Source organism: Thermus parvatiensis, assembly GCF_001535545.1.
Classification (GTDB): domain Bacteria; phylum Deinococcota; class Deinococci; order Deinococcales; family Thermaceae; genus Thermus; species Thermus parvatiensis.
The window spans coordinates 1,178,070-1,196,073 of sequence record NZ_CP014141.1 but is presented as its reverse complement, the minus strand read 5'-3'; the positions used below and the strand labels follow the sequence as shown (position 1 = coordinate 1,196,073).

Below are 18,004 nucleotides of genomic sequence, written 5' to 3'. Positions count from 1 at the left end.
CTTAGCCTCTTTGGGTGAAGGGCTTGTGAGAGAAAGGTCTATGGCGGGCTTAGGCCAAACCCGTTAGGCTTGGCCTCGGAGGTTGGGTATGCGTAAGGCGTTTGGGCTTGTGGCGCTTTTGGGGGCGCTTCTTTTCTCCACGGCCTTGGGGCAGCGGGCGGTGGGCTTCCGGCTCGTCCTTCCCCTGGGGGGGCGGGGATCGGCCTTGCCATCGAGGCCCCCCTGGAGCGGAGCCTGGCCTTCCGGGCCTTCGGCGACCTCTTCCCCTCGGGGCCCAGCTTCCTGTTGGGGGGAGAGGTCCTCTTCAAGCCCGACCTCGGCCAGCTGGACCGGGACCTGAGGGGGATTAGGCCCTACTTCGGCGGGGGCCTTGGGGCCAGGATCGCGGGCGCAAGCTCCGTGGGGGTGCACCTCTCCTTGGGGGCGGAGGTCCTCTTTGACCCCCGCACGGGCGTTTTCCTGGACGGGGAGTACTACTACCCCTTCAGTGGGGGCGGGTTCAGCCGGGTCGTCCTCGGCGTGAACCTGCGCTGAAGGAAGAAGGCGTGCCTTCCCGCCCCCACGGGGGCGGGACATTTTTCTCTGGATTTCGGGCGTAGACTTGCCCCATAGGAGGTGGCAGGATGCTGGTCAGGGACTGGATGACCAAGGACCCCGTGGTGGTGGCCCCGGACACCCCCGTCCTGGAGGCCATTCGCCTCCTCAAGGAGAAGGGCTTCCGGCGCCTTCCCGTGATGGAGGGGGAAAGGCTCGTGGGCCTCGTGACCGACAAGGACCTCAAGGACGCCATGCCCTCCAAGGCCACCACCCTCTCGGTGTGGGAGATGAACTACCTCCTCTCCAAGCTCACGGTGCAGGAGGTGATGGCCAAGCCGGTGATCACCGTGGGGGCCGATGAACCCCTGGAGAAGGCCGCCCTCCTCATGGAGGAGCGGAAGATCGGCGGCCTTCCCGTGATGGAAGGGGAGAGGCTGGTGGGGATCATCACCGTGACCGATGTGCTGCGGGCCTTCATTGAGGTGCTGGGCCTGAGGCTTGGGGGCCTCCGCATCACCGTGGACATCCCCGACGTCCCCGGGGCCCTGGCCCAGATGGCCCAGGCGGTCCCCCCGGCCAACATCGTCTCCATCGCCACCGCGGCCCACCTCCCCGGCTACCAGCGCCTGGTGATGCGGGTGGTGGGGGAGGACGTGGAGGGGGTCCCCAAGAGGCTCGAGGCCGCCGGGGAGCGGGTGGTGGACGTGCGCCCGGGGTAAGGTTCGCTTAGCGCAGGGTGAGGCCGAAGCTTAGGGTGTAGCCCGTGGCCTCGTCGTGCTGGCCCTGGAGGACCCGGGCCGCCCGCACCTCGTAGGCGAAGCAGCCGTCGTAGTAGCGCAGGGTGAGGCCGTAGCGGCTTGGCCCCTCGGGGCCCAGGCCCAGCTCGGGGGCGAGCCACAGGGCCTGGCAGCAGGTCCTTTGCGGCAGGGGCGAAGCGTAGGCGAGGCGCCACTCCGCGTAGCTTCCCCGCACCCAGGCCAGGGCCAGGCGGCCGAGGCCCTCCGCCGCGTAAGCGGCCTCCACCCGGTCCACCCGGTCCCCCAAGGGGTTTTCCAGCCGGTAGAGGAGGCTTACCTCCGCGAAGCCTGCCTCCACCTGGAGGCTTTGGAACTCGGCCCGCTCCTCGTAGGCGAAGGCGGGGGTGGGGCTTAGGGCGGCGTACCGGCCGGCGTAGAGGAGGCGGGCCCGGAAGGGGCCTTCGCCGTAGCCCACCTCGGCGCTCCCCCCGAGGACGAGGTAGGGGTCGTGGCCGAGGCCGGGGTAGAGGGCGAGGAGGGCGGAGGGCGTGAGGGCGAGGCGGAAGGGCCCTTCCCGGACCTCGAGGCGGTAGCTCCCCTCCGCCCCCAGGGTGAGGCCCGTCCGCGCCCCGGTCTCGGCGTAGCGGAGGAAGGGGGTGAGGGCAAGGCCCTCCAGGCGGAGGGAGGGGGCGTAGCGGGCCTCGAGCCTCGGGGTGGTGGTATCGGGGGGGTTGGGGGTGTAGGCCAGGTAAACGCCTTCCCCGAAGGCCCGCACCCCGGCGGCGTAGCCCAACTGGACCTCGGCCCCGAGGCCTCCCTCCTTGAGGCCCAGGAGGAGGGCGGCCTGGGGGGAGTTGAGGCCCGTCCCCATGACGGTGAGGCGGCGGCTCCAGCGGCCGACCTCCTCCCCGGGTTGGGGGAGGGGGAGGTCTTTGAGGCCTAGGGTGAGCCCTTCCTCTTCCGTGGTGGAGAGAATGAAGGGGCTCGCCAGGCTCGGCCTCCGGTGGACGTTGAGGCGGGCCTCCTCCAGGGGCACCTCGAGGCCGAAGAGGCCCAGGGCGGCGTCCCCCACGAGCTCCCCCGTGTCCACCCGGAAGACGGCCTCCTCCATGACAAGCCGCAGGTCCTCGCCGCAGGGGCAGGGGGTGGCGAGGAACCCCTGGAGGCGGGCCTCCTCCCCGGTGAAGGTGGCCCGCTCGGCCCGGACCCGGTAGGCCGGGGCCTCCAGGAAGACCTCCTCCCCCATGGGGGGGCGTTCCAGGAGGAGGCGCTCCGCCTCCGCCCGGAGGCTCCCCTTGGCGAGGCGCACCCGGAGGAGGGCCTTGCCCTCCATCCCCTCCGCCTGAAGCCGCCACCCCTCCACCTCCCCGGAAAGGCTCGGGGCGAGGAAGCCCCCCTCCTCCTCCAGGTAGCGGATCCAGGGGGCCTCGAGGGCGAGGCCCGGACGCTCCAGGCAGGCCCGGCCCTCCACGAGGAGCACCCCCTCCTCGTAGCTCAGGTTCTCCCCGCCGAGAAGCCCTTCTTCCGTCTCCAGGACGTAGGGTCGGTCCGCGCAGGCGGCCCAGGCCGGGGCCGCAAGCAGGGGCAGAAACAGGAGCCAGCGCCGCACGGGAGAACCATACCATTTCCCGCGCTTAAAGGGCCCCGGCAAGCCCTCCCCTAAGGACGCGGCGCGAAAAGGAAGCCCCGGCCTTCGCCGGGGCCTTTTGGCGGAGAGGGCGGGATTCGAACCCGCGAGGGAGGTTTAAGCCCCCCTACACGATTTCCAGTCGTGTCCCTTCAGCCACTCGGGCACCTCTCCAAGTGCCAAAAAGGAGTGTACCAGCGCCGTCCGCCCCCGTCAAGGTAGACTGGGCTTGCCTAGTAAATTGCCTTGTACCCCGGAGGGGGCGGGAGAAGGGAGAGAAGAACCCTAAGGCCGTAGGCGATGAGCTCCAAAAGCGCCCGCGCCATGGCCGTCCAAGGCTTCCGCTCCCAAAGGTACCCCCCACCCAGCCGCGTCTTCATCCCCCCAAACACCCCCTCCACCACCCCGCGAAACCGGTACACCTCGGGGTCCCACCCCTCCCGCGCCCGCACCCGCGCCTCCTCCCTGGCCTCGCCCCCGCCCCGAAGCCGGATCACCGGCCGCACCCCCGCCTCCCCAAAACCCCCCACACCTCCTTCCCGTCAAACCCCGCGTCCGCCAAAAGCCACCCCCGGGAAGGAGGAAACCGCCTCAGCACCTCCCCCCAAGCCGGGGGTCCGGGGCGTAGCCCTCCCCCACCACTCCACCCCAGGGCCATAAGAGCCGCCTCTCCCTATCCCACCGCATCAGGGCCAGAAGCCGCGCGTGCCCCCGCACCCGCCGCACCTCCTTCCCCCGACGAAAGCGGAGAAGCCGGTCCTTGCTCCGGTAGGCCAGCCCCGTGGTGTCCATGAGGTAGAGGGGGGGAAAGCGCCGCCAGGTGTGCCGGCGCCTCGTCCGAAGCCGCTTCGCCTTCCGGCGAGGACTCCGGGGCGAGATGGGCCTCCAGTTCCCGGGAAAGCCTCTCCAGGAGGGCCTCAAGGAGTTTGGGGTCCAGGTGCTTGAGGGCGTAGCGGGCCAGGGACTGGTGGGAAGGGAAGGGGCCTTCCATCAGGTCCTGGAGTGAGGCCTCCGTCTCGCGGTAGGTGAGGTGGAAGAAAGCGCGGAAGAGAAGGAGGGCCAGGTAAAGGGCGTGGCTGTAGCGCCAGGGGCGGCCCCGCTTGCCTTTGGGGGTGGGAGGGGCCACCTCCCGGGCCAGGCGCAGGCAGTGTTCCAGGACCTCCTTGGGGCTTGCCTCCCTGCGAAGGAAGCCTCGCTTGCCCATCAGGAGAGAGATATACACCCGTCCTCCTGACCTTTGCAAGGCAAGCCCAGGTAGACTGGGGCCGTGCGGGTCGTGGCGGCCCACGAAAACCTGGACTTTGATGCCCTGGGCTCCATGGTCCTGGCGGGGCGGCTTTACCCGGGGAGCGTCCTCGCCCTGGTGGGGGGCGTGGAAGGGGTTTTAAGGGAGGTCCTTCCCCTTCTTGAGGACCGGTTGGACCTGGTGCCCGCAAGCGAGATCCCCCTGGACCGGGTGCGGGAGGTGGTCCTCGTGGACAACGCCCGCCCCGAACGCCTCGGCCCCCTCGCCGCCCTGGTGGGCCGGGTGCCCTTCCTCGTCTACGACCACCACCCGAGGACCCCGGGGGACGTGCCCGCCGTGGGGGGGAGGGTGGCCCCGGTGGGGGCCACGGTGAGCCTCCTCGTGCCCCTCCTCCTTGAGCGGGGCGTGGCCCTGGACCCCTTGGAGGCCACCCTGGCCTACGCTGGCCTCTGGGAGGACACGGGGGGGTTCAGCTTCCCCTCCACCACCCCGGAGGACCTCGAGGCCGCAGGCCACCTCCTCCGGCAGGGGGCTGAGGTTGCCCGCGTCCGGGACTGGGTCCGCCCCCGCTTCGGCGAGGAGGCCCGGGAGATCCTCTCCCAGCTTCTGAAGACCGCCCATCTCGTGGAGCGGAAGGGGTTCAGGCTCCTCGTGGCCCGGGCCCGGGAGAAGGGGTACGTGCCCGCCCTCGCCCCCCTCGCCCACACCCTGCTGGACCTCTACGAGGCGGACGGGGTCCTCCTGGCCTTGAGGCTCGGGGGGGACACCCTCCTCATCGCCCGGAGCAAAGCCCGGCTGGACGTGGGGCGGTGGCTCGGCAGCTTGGGCGGGGGTGGGCACGCCCGGGCGGCCTTCGCCCGGGTGCGGGGCAAGGGGCGGGCCCTGGCCCGGCTTCTGGAAACCCTGGAGGCCTTCCTGGACCCCGAGCCCACCCTGGGCCAGGCGATGACCGCCCCCGTGGAGACCCTCCGCCCCACCTCCGTGCGCGAGGCCCTCCGCCAACTGGAGGAGCGGGGTTACGGGGCCATGCCCGTGGTGGAGCCTGTGGGCGAGGGGGTTAGGGTGCTGGGGCTTGCCCGCAGGCGGGACCTGCGTAAGGCGGTGCGCCTGGGGTTCGGCGACCACCCGGTGGAGGGGTTTCTGGCCCGGGCGGTGGTCCTTCCCCCCTCCACCCCCCTTTCCCAGGTGGAGCCCCGCCTCCGGGAGGCCGGGGGACGGGTGCTCGTGGGGGAGCGGGTGGGGGAGGGGTGGCGGCTTCTCGGGATCTACACCCGGACCGACCTCTACCGGAGCGCCCCCAGGCCCGAGCCCACCCTGGCCGAGCGGGTTCTAAAAGCCCTTCCCAGCGGGGTTTTGCGGGTAGTGGAGGCCCTTAAGGAGGCCTTCCCCGAGGGGATCTACCTGGTGGGGGGGGCGGTGCGGGACGCCCTTTTGGGCCGGTCTGGCCCGGACCTGGACCTCGCCGTGGGGCCCGGGGTGGAGGTGGCCCGGGTGGCCCAGTTCCTGGTGGACCGCTTCGGCGGAAGCTACGGCCTCCACTACGCCTTCGGCACCGCGCGGGTCCGCCTCCCCTTCGGGCTTGTGGTGGACCTGGCGGAAAGCCGCGAGGAGGTTTACCCCTACCCCGGGGCTCTTCCCCAGGTGCGCCGGGCCCCCATCGCCCGGGACCTGGAGCGCCGGGACTACAGCGTGAACGCCATGGCCGTGGACCTGGGCGGTCTCACCTTTTTGGACCCCTATGGGGGGCTTAGGGACCTGGAGGCCCGCCTCCTCCGCCCCCTCCACCCCCTCTCCTTCGTGGAGGACCCCACCCGCGTGGTGCGGGGGGCGAGGCTAGCCGCCCGCCTGGGCTTCCGCTTCGCCGAGGAGGTGCCGCGGCTTCTTGCCCCCGCCCTCCTTCCCGAGGTGGTGGCGGGGGCGAGCCGGAGCCGCCTCCGGGAAGAACTCCTCCTCACCCTGGAGGAGGAGGCCTTCTACCGGGCCTTGGCCCTCCTCGCCGAGCTCGGGGCCCTTAAGGCCCTCTACGGCCTGGACCTTCCTCCCGAGGCTCCCTTCCGTAGGCTCCGGGCCGAGGAGGGCCTCGCTGAGGCCCGGCTTCTCCTCCTCCTCTTCCACCAGAAGGACCCCCTGGAGCGGGCGGCCTGGCTCGCCCTTCCCGGGAGGCTAAGGGAGGGGCTTGCCCTCCTCCTCGCGGCCTCCCGGGGGGAGGAGGTGCCCAAGGAGGCCTTGGGGCGGGAACCCGTTCGGGCCGCCTTCCTCGCCCTCTTCCCGGAAAAGGAGGCTTGGCTCAAGGCCGAGCGGCGGGTCCTCATGGGTCGGGACCTCCTCAAGCTCGGCTTGAAGCCGGGCCCCAAGGTGGGGGAGATTTTGCGTCAGGTGGCCGAGGCCCGCAGGCGGGGAGAGGTGCGGAGCTTTGAGGAGGAGCTGGCCTTAGCCCGTAAACTGTTGGACGATGGGACTCTTGCCCTACCTGAATGATCCGCCGGTCTTCCTCCTGGCCTTTCTCCTCGGGGCCTTAGGGCTCATCCTCCACAACCTCTTCCAGGCCTGGCTCGCCGACCGCTACGGGGAGGTGGCCCCAAGGCGGTACGGCTTTTTGCGCCTGGACCCCCGGGTCCACCTGGAGCCCTTAGGCCTCGTCCTCCTCGCCCTTCTGGGCTTCGGCTGGCCCCGGTTTGTCCCGAGCCGCCTTCCCGGGCGTAAGGGGGCGATGGTGGCCCTGATGGGGCCCTTGGGCTTCCTTGTGGCCGCGTTTGTGTACGGCCTTCTCGCCCGCTTCCTGCCCTACCCCTTCGGCGAGGGGCTTGCTTTGGGCCAGCGCCTGATGCTCCTCCACGCCGCCATCTACCTCTTCCCCGTACCCCCCTTGGACGGGGCCAGGGCCCTTTACGCCGTGGGGGGCCTCGAGGCCCGCCGCTTCCTGGACCAGCTCGCCTCCTACGGCCCCGTGGGCTTCCTCGTCATCTTCCTCCTCCTTTCCTACACCGGCGTGACCGACGCGGTGGTCCAGGGGCTTTCCGGCCTCCTCGCCACCCTCTACCGGGCCCTCGGGCTATGATCGCCCTCCTCCAAGAAGACCCCCTCGCCTTCCTCCTCGCCTTCTTTGCCCTGGTGATGAGCCTCGTTCTCCACGAGGTGGGCCACGCCTACGCCGCCCACCTCTTTGGGGACGACACGGCCAAGCGCCAGGGGCGGCTCAGCCTGAACCCCTTGCGGCACCTGGACCCTTTGGGAACCCTCCTTCTTTTCCTCGTGGGCTTCGGCTGGGCGCGCCCCGTTCCCATCCACCCCCCCGCCTTCCGGGCCTACCGCCTGGGCCTCTTCGCTGTCTCCGTGGCGGGGATCCTGGTGAACCTGGTCCTCGCCGTCCTCTTCGCCTTGGCGGTGCGGGGCCTCTTCGCCCTGGACCCGGAGGGGGTCTATGGGGCCTTCCGGGGGAGCGGGGGCTCCGCCCTGGGGCTTCTGGCCCTTGCCGCCTACGTGACGAGCTCCATCAACCTCGTCCTCGCCGTCTTCAACCTCCTCCCCATACCCCCCCTAGACGGCTCCAAGATCCTCCAAAGCCTTCTCCCTTTGGCCTGGCACCCTTGGCTTTGGCGGCTGGAGCAGTACGCCTGGCTTTCCTTCCTCCTTATCCTCACGGTCCTCAGGGGGCCCATCCAGGAGGTCTTGGCCTTCGCCCGCCGGGTCTTCTTCACCCTCCTTTTGGGCTAGGCGGCCGCGTGTTGGTTTCGCCACATGGCGTGCCCGAAACGGGGCTTGGGAAGTTCCTTTTTGGACCCCACCTGGTGGAAGCCTGGGGTACTTAGGCCTCCTCGAGCCAGGCCCTAAGGACCCGGAGGTTCCAGGCGTCCTCCTCCGGTCCCCTGGGAGTTTCCAGGATGAAGACCCGGTCCTTGAGCCTTGGGTCCAAGAAGACGCGCTTGAGCCCCTCCCCGATCTTTCCCTGGAGAAGGTGGGCGTGGTGGTCCACGCGGCTTCCGAGGCCGCCCACAGAGTCGTTAAGGTGGACCACGGGCACCCGCTCCAGGCCCACGGCCCGGTCCAGGGCGTCAAGGACCCCTTGGGGATCCTCGGCCACGTCGTACCCGGCGGCGAAGGCGTGGCAGGTGTCCAGGCAGACCTGGAGGGGGGTGTCCGCCACAAGCCAGGCGAGCTCCTCAAACCGCGCCCCCACCTTCTCCCCGCCTCCGGCGGCGTTCTCCACGAGGAGGACGGGGCGGGAGCGGACGCCGGCGAGGCGCAGGGCCTTGAGGGCCCCTTCCTTGACCCGCTCGGGGCGGCCCGAGCCGGGGTGGACGACCACGTACTCCACCCCGAGGAGGGCGGCCTTCTCCAGGTCATCCGCCAGGCTCGCCACGCTCTTCTCCCAAAGCTCCCCCTCCGCCCCCAGGTTGACCAGGTAGGAGGCGTGGATCACGGCGGGGAGACCCCCGGAAGCCTCCCTTAAGGCGCGGAAGGCCTCCACCTCGGCTGGGGAGAGGGCCCTTGGGCGCCAGCTCCTCGGGCTTTTGGCGAAGATCTGGAAAGCGGTGAGGCCGAGGGCGGTGGCCTCCTCCACCGCCCCGGCCACTCCCTTTTTTCCGGCGATGGAAAGGTGGAACCCGTAGCGCGGCATCCCCCGAAGCCTACCACAGGGACGCCAGGGCCCCAGGGTTGGGAGGGGCGCTTAGTCCAGGTTCTGGACCAAGATGAAAACCCCTGCGGCCACCAGGAAGAGGGCGAAGCCCCGCTTTAGGCTCTCCTGGGGCAGGCGTACCGCCACCCTCCCCCCGAGGAGGCTTCCGAGGAAGCCCACGAGGACGAAGAGCCCCGCCACCTGGTAGTTCACCGAGAGGCCGAGGGCGGGGAGAAGGTGGAGGTACTTGTAGAAGCCGGCGAAGGACTTCATGGCGATGATGAAGAGGCTCGTGCCCACGGCGAGGTGTATGGGGAGCCCTCCCAGGAGGACCAGGGCGGGGACGATCAAAAACCCGCCCCCCACCCCACGAACCCGGTGAGGGCCCCCACGAAAAGGCCGTCCAGGACGATCTTCCAGGGCTTACGCCCGCCTTCTTGGCGCTTCAGGGGAAGGGGCCTCGCCATGAAGTAGGCGGCAAGGAGCATGACCAGGGCGAAGGTGAGGAGCTGGACCTCTCCCGAGACGAAGCGGGAAAGCCACGCCCCGAGGTAGGTCCCCGCCATCCCCGGCAGGCCGAAGAAAAGGACGTTGCGGAAGTCCACAAGGCCCCTCAGAGCGTAGGGGACCGCCCCGAGGAGGGCGATCCCGCCCACGATGAGGAGGCTTTCGGCGATGGCCTGCTTGGGAGGCTCCCCCAGGAGGTAGACCAGGACCGGTACCGTCAGGATGGAGCCCCCCGAGCCCAAAAGGCCCAAGGAAAGGCCGATGAGGAGGGCGCCCAGGAGGGCGAGGCTCATCGCTCCACCGGAAGCCCCGCAGCGGCCCAGGCGTAGGTGCCGCCTTCCAGGTTGTAGATCTTCTCCCCGTCAAAGCCCTGCTTCACCAGAAAATCCGCCGCCACCCCCGAGCGGTTGCCGGAGTTGCACACGAGGAGGATGGGCCGGTCCTTGGGGAGCTCTTGGAGCCTTTGGGGGAGTTCGGAAAGGGGGATGTTCACCGCCTTGGGGATGTGGCCTCCCTGGTACTCCCAGGCTTCCCGCACGTCCACCACCCAGGCTTCCTCCAGAAGCCCCGCTGCTTCGTGAGGGCCCACCTCCTTATAGGGCGTGGTGGCGTAGCCCATTTCCACCGGGGTGGTGTCCACGGGGAGGCCTGCCCGGTACCAGCGGACGATGCCGCCCTCGAGGTTGTACACCTGGTAGCCCTGGGCGCTGAGCCAGGCCGCCGCCTGCCAGGAGCGGTTGCCCGTGCGGCAGTAGAGGACCACGGGCTGGTCCTTGGGAATCTCCCCGTAGCGGGCCATGAACTCGGAAAGGGGGAGGAGTCGGGCCCCGGGGATCCGGGCCTGGGCGTACTCCTCCACCTCGCGCACGTCAAAGAAGGGCACCCCTTGGTCGTACAGCCGCTTGGCCTCTTCGGGGGAAAGCTCTTGCACCTGGGTCTCGTACATGGAAGACCTCCTTGGGGTCTGGGAGACCCACCCCGGCCTAGGCCGGGGTGGGTTCGCTTAGGCCTGCACCAGTTCCTCGCCCTGCACCAGGGGGAAGCCCGCCTCCCGCCAGGCCTTGATGCCCCCGGTGAGGTTCAGGGCGTTTTGGAAGCCGTGGGCCAAAAGGGCGCTGATGGCGGTGCTGGAGCGGTCCCCGCCCACGCAGTGGACGATGAGGGGCCTGTCCTTGGGGAGCCGGTCCAGGTGGGCGAGGACGCGGCCCGCGTGGATGTTTTGGGCCCCGGGGATGTGCCCCGCGAGGTACTCGTCCCGCCCGCGCACGTCCAGGACGAAGGCCTTCCCCTTCTCCCAGAGCTCCTTGGCCTCCTTGGCGGTGACCTGGGGGACGGTTTCCAGCTCGCCCTGGGCGTAGCCCTCGAGCCCCGGGATGTACCCCACCACCTCATCTAGGCCGATGCGGATGAGGGCCCGGGTGAGGGCCTCCACCTCCTCGGGGCGGGCGAGGAGGACGAGGGGGCGGTCGTAGGGGAGAAGCCAGCCCGCCCAGGTACTAAAGTTCTTCCCGGCGGGGATGTTGATGGCTCCCTTCAGGTGCCCCCCGGCGAAGGCGAACTTGTCCCGGGTATCCACCAGGATGGCCCCCTCTTTCAGCCAGCGGGCGAACTGGGCCTTGGTGAGGCGGCCCGGGTGGGGAAGGCCGCCCAGGATGGCCATCCCGTCCCGGTTCAGCCGCTTCATCTCCTTGAAGTAGGTGGGGGCCTCGGGCTGCCCTTGGAGGAGGGCCTTCACGAAGCCTTCCTCGTCGTCTTTCTCCAGGTACTCCGCCCACCAGGCGTGGCGGCGTTCATACCCCACGGTGGTGGCGGGAAGGGCACCAAGCGCTTTCCCGCAGGCGCTTCCCGCCCCATGGCCGGGCCAGACCTGGACGTGGTCGGGGAGGGTGAGGAACTTCTCCTTGAGGCTCTTAAACATCCGCCTCGCCCCGGGCTCCGCCGTGCCCCGGATCCCCGCCGCCTCCTCCAAAAGGTCCGGCCGGCCCACGTCCCCCACGAAGACGAAGTCCCCCGTGAGGAAGAGGAGGGGCTCGTCCGTCACCGCCCCGTCCGCCACCAGGAAGGAGAGGTGCTCGGGGGTGTGGCCCGGGGTGTGGACCGCCCGGACGCGGATGTTCCCCACCTTGAACTCGTCCCCGTCCTTGAGGAGGACGTGGGGGAAGCCCTCAAGGCCCTTGTACTTCCAGTTCTCGTCCCCCTCGTCGGAGAGGTACAGGGTGGCTCCCGTGGCCCGGGCGAGCTCCCGTGCCCCCGAGAGGTAGTCGGCGTGGATGTGGGTTTCGGCGATGGCGGTGATGCGGAGACCCAAGGACTGGGCTAGGTCCAAATAGACGTCCACGTCCCGCCTGGGGTCTACCACCAGGGCCTCCCCGGTGGCGGCGCAGCCCAGGAGGTAACTCATCTGCGCAAGGCCTTCCTCGTAGATCTGGCGAAAGATCATGGCTTCACCTCCGGTGAGGGACCTTTGTCCCTCCTCGGGAGGAGTATACCCATGGGGGGTAATGGTGTCAAGCCACAGGAACGTGAAAGTGTACTCTTTCCTCGGGCTTCTTTATCTGATATAGTTAAAGCCTGGATGTACCCCTACCGGGGTATTCCGGAGGTGAACATGGCGCTTTTGGGACCCAAAGAGCAAGAGATCGTGCGGGAAAGGCTTGCCAACCTCAGCCGGGACGTGGAGATGGTGCTCTTCACCGACTCCTCCACCTTGATCGCCCCGGGGAAGGAGCCCTGCCTCTACTGCAAGGAGACGAAGCAGCTTCTGGAGGAGCTTTCCGCCCTCTCCGATAAGCTCCACCTGGTGGTCTACGACCTGGCCACCCCTGAAGGGAAGGCGAAGGCCGAGGCCTACAAGGTGGAGGCCGCGCCCACCCTCATCCTTCGCGAGAAGGGCTCGGAGGCCATCAACCTCCGTTACCGGGGGATCCCGGCGGGCTACGAGTTCGCAAGCCTCCTCGAGGACATAGAGATGCTGGGCCGGGACGGGCACGGCCTCCCCGAAAACGTGGTCCAGGAGCTCAACGACCTCCCCGAGGAGGTGGTCCTCCAGGTCTTCGTCACCCCCACCTGCCCCTACTGCCCCCAGGCGGTGCGCACCGCCCACCGTCTGGCCTACGCCTCCCCCAAGGTCTGGGGCGAGATGATCGAGGCCAACGAGTTCCCCGCCCTCTCCGACCGCTACCACATCCACGGGGTGCCCGACACCGTCATCAACTACGGCAAGGAGCGCGTCCTCGGGGCCCAGCCCCTCTCCCAGTTCCTCCAGGCCATCCGGAAGGCCGTAGGGGTCCGGGCCTAGCATGACCCGCCGCGCCCTCTTCGGTTTCCTCGTCCTCCCTCTTCTCCTTGCCGCCTGCGGCAGGGGGAGCTACCAGAACGTGGGCCCGGATGAGCTTTACCGGGCCCTCTCCCAGGGGGCTTTGGTGGTGGACGTGAGGACGCCGGAGGAGTTCGCCCAAGGCCACGTCCCGGGGGCGGTGAACCTCCCCGTGGAGGAGGTGGCCCGCTGGGCGGACCAGATCCCCAAGGACAAGCCCGTCTACCTCTACTGCCGGAGCGGCAACCGTAGCCGCCAGGCGGCGGAGTACTTGAAAAAGCGGGGCTACACCAACCTCTATAACGTGGAGGGAGGGGTAAGGGCCATCCAGCAGGCGGGGTATCCCCTGGTGCGCTGATGGACGGGGTGCAGCTTGGGCCCTTCACCATCCCCTGGGTGCGCCTGGGGGTAGCCCTGGCCCTTTTGGCCCTCGTCCTGGTGGCCGAGCTCCTGGCCCGGCGGGTGGACCCCAGGTTTTCCCCCTGGGCTACCGGGGCTGTGCTGGTGGGGCTTTTGGGGGCACGGCTTGGGTTTGTGCTGGAAAACTTTTCCGTCTTTGCCCGGGACCCTCTTTCCGTCCTCTACGTCTGGCAGGGAGGGTTTACCCCGGCCTGGGGTATTCTGGCAGGAGGAGGGTACACGCTGATGGTTCTGCCCAAGCACCTTTGGCGCTACGCCCTGATGGCGGTCCTGGCCGCGGGTCTGGTGGCGGGGGTCTTCCTCACCCGGGGGCGGGGGGCGGAGGCGGTGGGCCTCCCGGAGGTCCAGCTCACCAGCCTAGGGGGCACGCCGGTGAGCCTCGAGGCCTTCCGGGGTAAGCCGGTGGTGCTGAACCTCTGGGCCACCTGGTGCCCCCCCTGCCGCCGGGAGCTCCCCATGATGGTGCGCCTGGCCCAGGAGAACCCGGAGGTGCGCTTCGCCTTTGTAAGCCAGGGGGAAGGCCCTTTGGTGGTGAAGAACTTCCTGGAGGAAAGGGGCCTTTCCCCAGAGTGGGTCCTCTTGGACCCCGAGACCCGGCTTGCCCAGGCCTTGGGCGTTCAGGGGCTTCCCACCACCTTCTTCTTCGACCGGGAGGGGCGCCTTGTGGCCCGGCACCTGGGGGAGCTTTCCGAGGCCCTTCTCCTGGGTTACCTGCGGGCCCTCCGCTAGCTTCCGGCGGAAAGCAAGACCTCCTTGCCCCCCACCACCGTCTTCAGGTGCACGGGGCGGCCCCAGAGGCGGTGCAGGTTCTCCAGCACCGCCTTGGTCTTCTTAAGGTCCAGCTCCACCCCCTCGTAGGCGTGGGCCAGGAGGAGTTCGCCCCGGTTGCCGTGGTTGGCGTCCAGGAGCTCCACCAGGGGCAGGGCCTCGTACTCCGGCCCAAACCGCCCCTTATCCCAGCGCTCTTCCACCTCCTTGAGGAGGAAGTAGCCCAGCCGGTAGGGGTTGAAGCCGTGGGCCGCCAGGAGGCCCGCCTGCATCTCGGCGAACTCCAGGGCTTCCTCGGGGGTGAGGAGGGGGAGGAGGAGGCGGGTGTGCCCTCAATGAACTCCACCAGGCCGCGGTTGGCGATATTGAGCTCCCCGTCAAAGTTGAAGGCCCGGGGGTCGGAGTCCGAGCCGTAGAGGGCCACCTTGCGGTAGTTGATGTCCCCGGTGAGCTCGGTAGCGTCCTGGTTTTTCTCGTCCTTGGGCTGGAAGGTGCCGATGCCCACCCGCTCCTTCTCCGAGAGGACCAGGCGTTTCACCACCACCTCGTTCTCCAAGACGGCGGCCAGGTCCCCCTCGTAGCGCTTTAGGGCCTCCCGCATCTGGAAGCGGCACACGGGGCAGAGCTCCCCCTCCGCCTCGAGGGGGTAGGGGTAGTCGGGGTGGAGGGCCCTGAGTTCCTCCAGGAGGGCCTCCCGGAGGTCCTGGGGCAGGAGGTGGAGGGGTTCCTCGTGCATGGGGCAGGGGAGGGGGCCCTCCTCGGTTTTCCAGTAGAAGGTGTAGAGCCTGCCTTCTTCCGTGCGGCTGTAGGCCTCGAGGCCCTTCTTCAGGAGGCGGGCGATGGTGCTCTTGGCCGAGCCCACGGGACCGTGGAGGAGGAGGATGCGCCGTTCGGGGCCCAGGCGGTGGGCGGCTGCTTTGAGCGTGGCCACCAGGCGCACATTGTAGCACGGGAATGGCAGGGATTGTGAGCCTACACCTTGACTTTTGGGAGGGTTTTTGCTACGCCTCACGCCAGAGCCCGTAGAAGCCCTTGGCGTTGTGGAGGAAGTGGGCGAGGACGCCCGGGACGAGGCTTCCCGTATAGAGGTAGGCGAGGCCAAAGAGGAGGCCCGCCAAGGCGGTGTAAAGGGGGTAGGCCCAGGCCCTTAGGGGGGCGGGGTGGAGGAGGGCGAAGAGGAGGGCCTGGACCCAAAGGCCTAAGCCCCCAAGCCAGGCCATAAGGAGGCTTTGGAGGAACCCCCGGAAGAAGACTTCCTCCCCCAGAGCGGCGGCGAAGGCGAGGGCGAGGAGGAAAGGGGGACTTGCTCCCGAGCGTTTCAGGGCCAGGGCGAGCTCGCGGTGCAGGGCCTCGGCTTCCCGGAAGGAGGCAGGGAAGAGGCGGCGGAAAAGGGCCTCGAGGCCCTGGAGGGCAAGGAGGAGGGCAAAAGCCCAAAAGCCCGCCCCGCCCGCGTCCCGGGCGAGGGGAAGGCCAAGCCAGAGCATCCCGCCCCCGCCCACGAGAAGGAGCCCCCCCTGGAGGGCGAGGAGGAAGAGGAAGGGGGGCTTCACTCCTGCCCCAGGGCGAAGCCCTGATCCAGAAGCCGCCTGGGGTAGGCGCGAAAGGCCAGGAGGGTCTCCGTCCGTTCCACCCCTTCCAGGGAGAGGATTCCCTGGGTCACCACGTCGTCCAGCTCTTCCACGTCCTTCAGGCGCACCAGGGCCACGAGATCGTAGGGCCCCGTTACCGAGTAGACCTCGGCCACCTGGGGCAGCTCGGCGATGGCCTCCCCCAGGGCCTGGACGCGGTTCCCCCGGGCCCGGATGAGGACGAAGGCGGTGATCATGACTCCATCATAAGGGCCTCCACGAAGGCGAGGCGGCTCATCTCCCCGCCGGAGAGGAGGGCCAAAGGGCTTTCCCCTCCGAAGAGGCGCTGGAGGGCCTCTTTGGGGGTGAGGCCTCGGGCCTTGAGGCGGAGGGCCTCCTCCCGCTTCCCCTCCAGAAAGTCCAGCTTGGCCTGAAGGGCTTCCAGGGGGGCTTGGAGGGCCCCTGCGTGGGCGCAGAAGAAGGCGCGGGGCTTTAGGGCGAGGACCCTCCGGAGGCTTTGGAGGAGGGCCTGGAGGTCAAACCCCGGGGTGGCGAGGCTCGCCCGCACTCCCAGGAAGAGGTCCCCCCGAAGAGGAGACCGGCCCCGGGGTCGTAGAGGGCCACGTGGTCGGGGGCGTGGCCCGGGGTGGGAAGGAGGTGGAGGGGGCCCACCCGTTCGGCCACCTCCACCCGTGCGGGGCGGGGGTTTCCCCAGACCAGGCGGCGGTAGAGGCGGAGGGGCTTGGGGGCGGCGACCAGGGCGGCCGTCAGGGCGCTTCCGTAGACGGGGAGGCCGAGCCGAAAGGCTCCTCCGGCGTGGTCCTCGTGGGCGTGGGTAAGGAGCGCGCCCTCGGCCTCGGGGGCGAAGGGGCGGGCCTTAGGGGGGCCCGTGTCCACCAGAAGCCACCGGTAGCGGTACACGTAGACCCCGTACCCCACGCGGCGTCCCAGGGGCGTGGCCAGGTAGAGGGCCTCCACCCCATGCCCCACAGGTCGCCAAGGCATGTACTTAGTATAACCTCAGTCCACTTCCAGAATCAGCTTGGGCCGGAAGCGGAGGGCGTCCGCCGCCACCAGATGGAGGGGGATGCCCTGGTAGCTTTGCGGGAGCTTCCCGGGGTCGGCCCCGTGGAGGTGACCGTAGACGATGGCCTGGGGATGGGCCTCTGCGGCGAGCTCCAGGAGGGGGGAGGCCTCCCCCCCGGGGCCGAAGGGGGGGAAGTGGAAGGCCACCACCAGGTGGCGGTAGGGTTTGCCCTCGAGGGCTTTCAGGGAGAGCTTAAGGCGCTCCACCTCCCGGGCGAAAACCTTCTCGTCCTCCGGGGTCTGGGGCGGGTACTGCCAGCCCCGCGTCCCGGCCACCGCCACCCCATCCACCACCAGGGCGTCGTTTTGGAGGGCGTACATCCCTGGGGGTAGGGCGGCCCGGAGGCGGCTGATGGAGGGCCACCAGTAGTCGTGGTTGCCCTTGAGGAGGACCTTCCTCCCGGGCAGGCGGGCGAGGTCCAAGAGGTCCGGGATCGCCTCGGAAAGGCGCATGGCCCAGGAGATGTCCCCGGGGACCACCACCAGGTCCTCCTCGCCCACCACCTCCCGCCACCCCCGGAAGAAGGCCTCCGGGTGCCCCTCCCAGCCCGCTCCGAAGACGGTCATGGGCTTGGGGTGGACCCGGGAGAGGTGGGGATCGGCGATGGCGTAGACGCGCATGGCCCTAAGATTATCCCATGGGGAGCGAGGCTTTGGCGTACGCCTTCCGCCTTCTCGCCCGCAAAGGGTATAGCCGGGCGGCCCTAAAGGCGAAGCTCGCCGCCCGCTTCGGCGAGGCGGAGGCCGAAGCGGCCCTCGGGCGCCTGGAGGCCATGGGCTACCTGGACGACCGGGCCTACGCCCAGGCCTTTGTGGAAACCCGGGCCCGGCGGTACGGCCCGAGGAAGCTTAGGGCCCTTCTCCTCGCCCGGGGGGTGCCGGAGGAGGTGGTGGAGGAGGTCCTGCCCGAGGCCCGGGTGGAGGAGGCCTTGGAGGTCCTCCGCCGCTACCGCCACCGGGGGGACAAGGCCCGGGCGGTCCGCTTCCTCGCGGGGCGGGGCTTTCCCCTGGGGGTGGCCCTGGAGGCCTGGCGGCTTGCCAAGGAGGAGGAGGAACAGTATAAGTAGGCCATGCCCGAGGTACGCGCCGAACGCTACATCCCGGCCCCGCCCGAGCGGGTCTACCGGCTCGCCAAGGACCTGGAGGGGCTCAAGCCCTACCTGAAGGAGGTGGAGAGCCTCGAGGTGGTGGCCCGGGAAGGCACCCGCACGAGGAGCCGATGGGTGGCGGTGGCCATGGGGAAGAAGGTCCGCTGGCTGGAGGAGGAGGAGTGGGACGACGAGAACCTCAGGAACCGCTTCTTCTCCCCCGAGGGGGACTTTGACCGCTACGAGGGCACCTGGGTCTTCCTCCCGGAAGGGGAGGGGACCCGGGTGGTCCTCACCCTCACCTACGAGCTTAACATCCCCATCTTCGGCGGGCTTTTGCAGAAGCTTGTGCAGAAGCTCATGCAGGAGAACGTGGAAAGCCTCCTCAAGGGATTGGAGGAGCGGGTCCTGGCCGCTTCCTCTTGAACCGGGAGGGCCTCTGCTCTAGGATGGACCTGAGCCGCCCCAAGACGCTTTGAGGGTGGC

Annotated in this window: 19 protein-coding genes, 1 tRNA gene and 5 pseudogenes; 11 read left to right on the top strand and 14 right to left on the bottom strand. The window is 69.2% G+C overall.

Going from position 1 to position 18,004, the window contains the following annotated elements; genetic code table 11:
• The first annotated feature begins 88 nt into the window (after positions 1 to 88).
• Positions 89 to 534, top strand: a pseudogene (locus AV541_RS06585) (hypothetical protein).
• An 89-nt stretch (positions 535 to 623) separates the two neighbouring features.
• Complete coding sequence (locus AV541_RS06580; RefSeq protein WP_008630611.1) at positions 624 to 1,256, top strand: CBS and ACT domain-containing protein; 633 nt, start codon at positions 624 to 626, stop codon at positions 1,254 to 1,256.
• Between the two features lie 7 nt (positions 1,257 to 1,263).
• On the opposite strand, the gene AV541_RS06575 is transcribed toward AV541_RS06580, so the two are convergent.
• From AV541_RS06575 to AV541_RS11420, 3 genes and pseudogenes are all read right to left on the bottom strand, one after another.
• A complete protein-coding gene (locus tag AV541_RS06575) occupies positions 1,264 to 2,883 on the bottom strand; it encodes a hypothetical protein (protein WP_060384838.1) in 1,620 nt (539 codons plus the stop codon).
• Between the two features lie 98 nt (positions 2,884 to 2,981).
• Positions 2,982 to 3,075, bottom strand: a tRNA-Ser gene (locus AV541_RS06570).
• 59 nt (positions 3,076 to 3,134) lie between these two features.
• Positions 3,135 to 3,780 (bottom strand): annotated as a pseudogene (locus tag AV541_RS11420) (transposase).
• Here AV541_RS11420 and AV541_RS12450 point away from each other — a divergent pair.
• The 4 genes from AV541_RS12450 (at position 3,722) to AV541_RS06545 (ending at position 7,861) form a co-directional block, all read left to right on the top strand.
• Entirely contained in the window at positions 3,722 to 3,907 is a 186-nt protein-coding gene (locus AV541_RS12450; protein WP_223966770.1) for a hypothetical protein, read from the top strand. The pseudogene AV541_RS11420 and the gene AV541_RS12450 sit on opposite strands and share 59 nt — an antisense overlap.
• 261 nt (positions 3,908 to 4,168) lie before the next feature.
• A complete protein-coding gene (locus tag AV541_RS06555; protein WP_060384534.1) occupies positions 4,169 to 6,625 on the top strand; it encodes a CBS domain-containing protein in 2,457 nt (818 codons plus the stop codon).
• On the top strand, positions 6,600 to 7,205 hold the full coding sequence (locus AV541_RS06550; protein ID WP_060384533.1) for a zinc metalloprotease: 606 nt from the start codon (positions 6,600 to 6,602) through the stop codon (positions 7,203 to 7,205). The genes AV541_RS06555 and AV541_RS06550 overlap by 26 nt, the downstream gene beginning before the upstream one ends.
• Positions 7,202 to 7,861 (top strand): site-2 protease family protein, encoded by a 660-nt coding sequence (locus tag AV541_RS06545; protein ID WP_060384532.1) that lies wholly within the window; start codon positions 7,202 to 7,204, stop codon positions 7,859 to 7,861. Before AV541_RS06550 ends, AV541_RS06545 begins: the two co-directional genes overlap by 4 nt.
• A 91-nt stretch (positions 7,862 to 7,952) precedes the next feature.
• Here AV541_RS06545 and nfo read toward each other — a convergent pair whose 3' ends face one another.
• From nfo to AV541_RS06525, 4 genes and pseudogenes are all read right to left on the bottom strand, one after another.
• Positions 7,953 to 8,765 (bottom strand): endonuclease IV, encoded by an 813-nt coding sequence (gene nfo, locus AV541_RS06540; RefSeq protein ID WP_060384531.1) that lies wholly within the window; start codon positions 8,763 to 8,765, stop codon positions 7,953 to 7,955.
• 51 nt (positions 8,766 to 8,816) lie between these two features.
• A pseudogene (locus tag AV541_RS06535) lies at positions 8,817 to 9,565 on the bottom strand (sulfite exporter TauE/SafE family protein).
• Complete coding sequence (locus AV541_RS06530; RefSeq protein WP_008630640.1) at positions 9,562 to 10,218, bottom strand: rhodanese-like domain-containing protein; 657 nt, start codon at positions 10,216 to 10,218, stop codon at positions 9,562 to 9,564. Before AV541_RS06530 ends, AV541_RS06535 begins: the two are co-directional and overlap by 4 nt.
• A gap of 57 nt (positions 10,219 to 10,275) precedes the next feature.
• Positions 10,276 to 11,712 carry a rhodanese-like domain-containing protein gene (locus AV541_RS06525; protein ID WP_060384530.1) on the bottom strand — a complete coding sequence of 479 codons (1,437 nt, stop codon included), beginning with the start codon at positions 11,710 to 11,712 and terminating at the stop codon, positions 10,276 to 10,278.
• A gap of 168 nt (positions 11,713 to 11,880) precedes the next feature.
• On the opposite strand from AV541_RS06525, the gene pdo reads away from it, so the two are divergent.
• The 3 genes from pdo to AV541_RS06510 are packed head-to-tail and all read left to right on the top strand — an operon-like array spanning position 11,881 to position 13,737.
• Positions 11,881 to 12,570: a protein disulfide oxidoreductase gene (gene pdo, locus AV541_RS06520; RefSeq protein ID WP_082709692.1), complete on the top strand. Its 690-nt coding sequence runs from the start codon at positions 11,881 to 11,883 to the stop codon at positions 12,568 to 12,570.
• Position 12,571: 1 nt separating this feature from the next.
• Positions 12,572 to 12,946 (top strand): rhodanese-like domain-containing protein, encoded by a 375-nt coding sequence (locus AV541_RS06515; RefSeq protein WP_008630645.1) that lies wholly within the window; start codon positions 12,572 to 12,574, stop codon positions 12,944 to 12,946.
• On the top strand, positions 12,946 to 13,737 hold the full coding sequence (locus tag AV541_RS06510) for a TlpA disulfide reductase family protein (RefSeq protein WP_060384528.1): 792 nt from the start codon (positions 12,946 to 12,948) through the stop codon (positions 13,735 to 13,737). The genes AV541_RS06515 and AV541_RS06510 overlap by 1 nt, the downstream gene beginning before the upstream one ends.
• On the opposite strand, the pseudogene AV541_RS12445 reads toward AV541_RS06510, so the two are convergent.
• The 7 genes and pseudogenes from AV541_RS12445 to AV541_RS06480 form a co-directional block, all read right to left on the bottom strand.
• Positions 13,734 to 14,105: pseudogene (locus tag AV541_RS12445) on the bottom strand (SpoVR family protein); the annotation flags it as partial. The gene AV541_RS06510 and the pseudogene AV541_RS12445 sit on opposite strands and share 4 nt — an antisense overlap.
• Before the next feature lie 2 nt (positions 14,106 to 14,107).
• A pseudogene (locus tag AV541_RS11155) lies at positions 14,108 to 14,716 on the bottom strand (PrkA family serine protein kinase); the annotation flags it as partial.
• A gap of 61 nt (positions 14,717 to 14,777) precedes the next feature.
• Positions 14,778 to 15,326, bottom strand: coding sequence for a CPBP family intramembrane glutamic endopeptidase (locus AV541_RS06495; protein ID WP_008630653.1), 549 nt, complete (start codon positions 15,324 to 15,326; stop codon positions 14,778 to 14,780).
• Complete coding sequence (locus tag AV541_RS06490; protein WP_008630655.1) at positions 15,323 to 15,601, bottom strand: Lrp/AsnC family transcriptional regulator; 279 nt, start codon at positions 15,599 to 15,601, stop codon at positions 15,323 to 15,325. The genes AV541_RS06495 and AV541_RS06490 overlap by 4 nt, the downstream gene beginning before the upstream one ends.
• Positions 15,598 to 15,912 carry an MBL fold metallo-hydrolase gene (locus AV541_RS12440; RefSeq protein ID WP_244880484.1) on the bottom strand — a complete coding sequence of 105 codons (315 nt, stop codon included), beginning with the start codon at positions 15,910 to 15,912 and terminating at the stop codon, positions 15,598 to 15,600. The genes AV541_RS06490 and AV541_RS12440 overlap by 4 nt, the downstream gene beginning before the upstream one ends.
• A complete protein-coding gene (locus AV541_RS06485) occupies positions 15,837 to 16,349 on the bottom strand; it encodes an MBL fold metallo-hydrolase (RefSeq protein ID WP_244880483.1) in 513 nt (170 codons plus the stop codon). The genes AV541_RS12440 and AV541_RS06485 overlap by 76 nt, the downstream gene beginning before the upstream one ends.
• A 15-nt stretch (positions 16,350 to 16,364) precedes the next feature.
• Positions 16,365 to 17,051: a metallophosphoesterase gene (locus tag AV541_RS06480; protein WP_060384527.1), complete on the bottom strand. Its 687-nt coding sequence runs from the start codon at positions 17,049 to 17,051 to the stop codon at positions 16,365 to 16,367.
• Between the two features lie 17 nt (positions 17,052 to 17,068).
• Between AV541_RS06480 and recX the strand changes: the two genes are divergently transcribed.
• Positions 17,069 to 17,497 carry a recombination regulator RecX gene (gene recX / locus AV541_RS06475; protein ID WP_060384526.1) on the top strand — a complete coding sequence of 143 codons (429 nt, stop codon included), beginning with the start codon at positions 17,069 to 17,071 and terminating at the stop codon, positions 17,495 to 17,497.
• Positions 17,498 to 17,500: 3 nt separating this feature from the next.
• Positions 17,501 to 17,944 carry a type II toxin-antitoxin system RatA family toxin gene (locus AV541_RS06470; RefSeq protein WP_060384525.1) on the top strand — a complete coding sequence of 148 codons (444 nt, stop codon included), beginning with the start codon at positions 17,501 to 17,503 and terminating at the stop codon, positions 17,942 to 17,944.
• Positions 17,945 to 18,004: the final 60 nt, after the last annotated feature.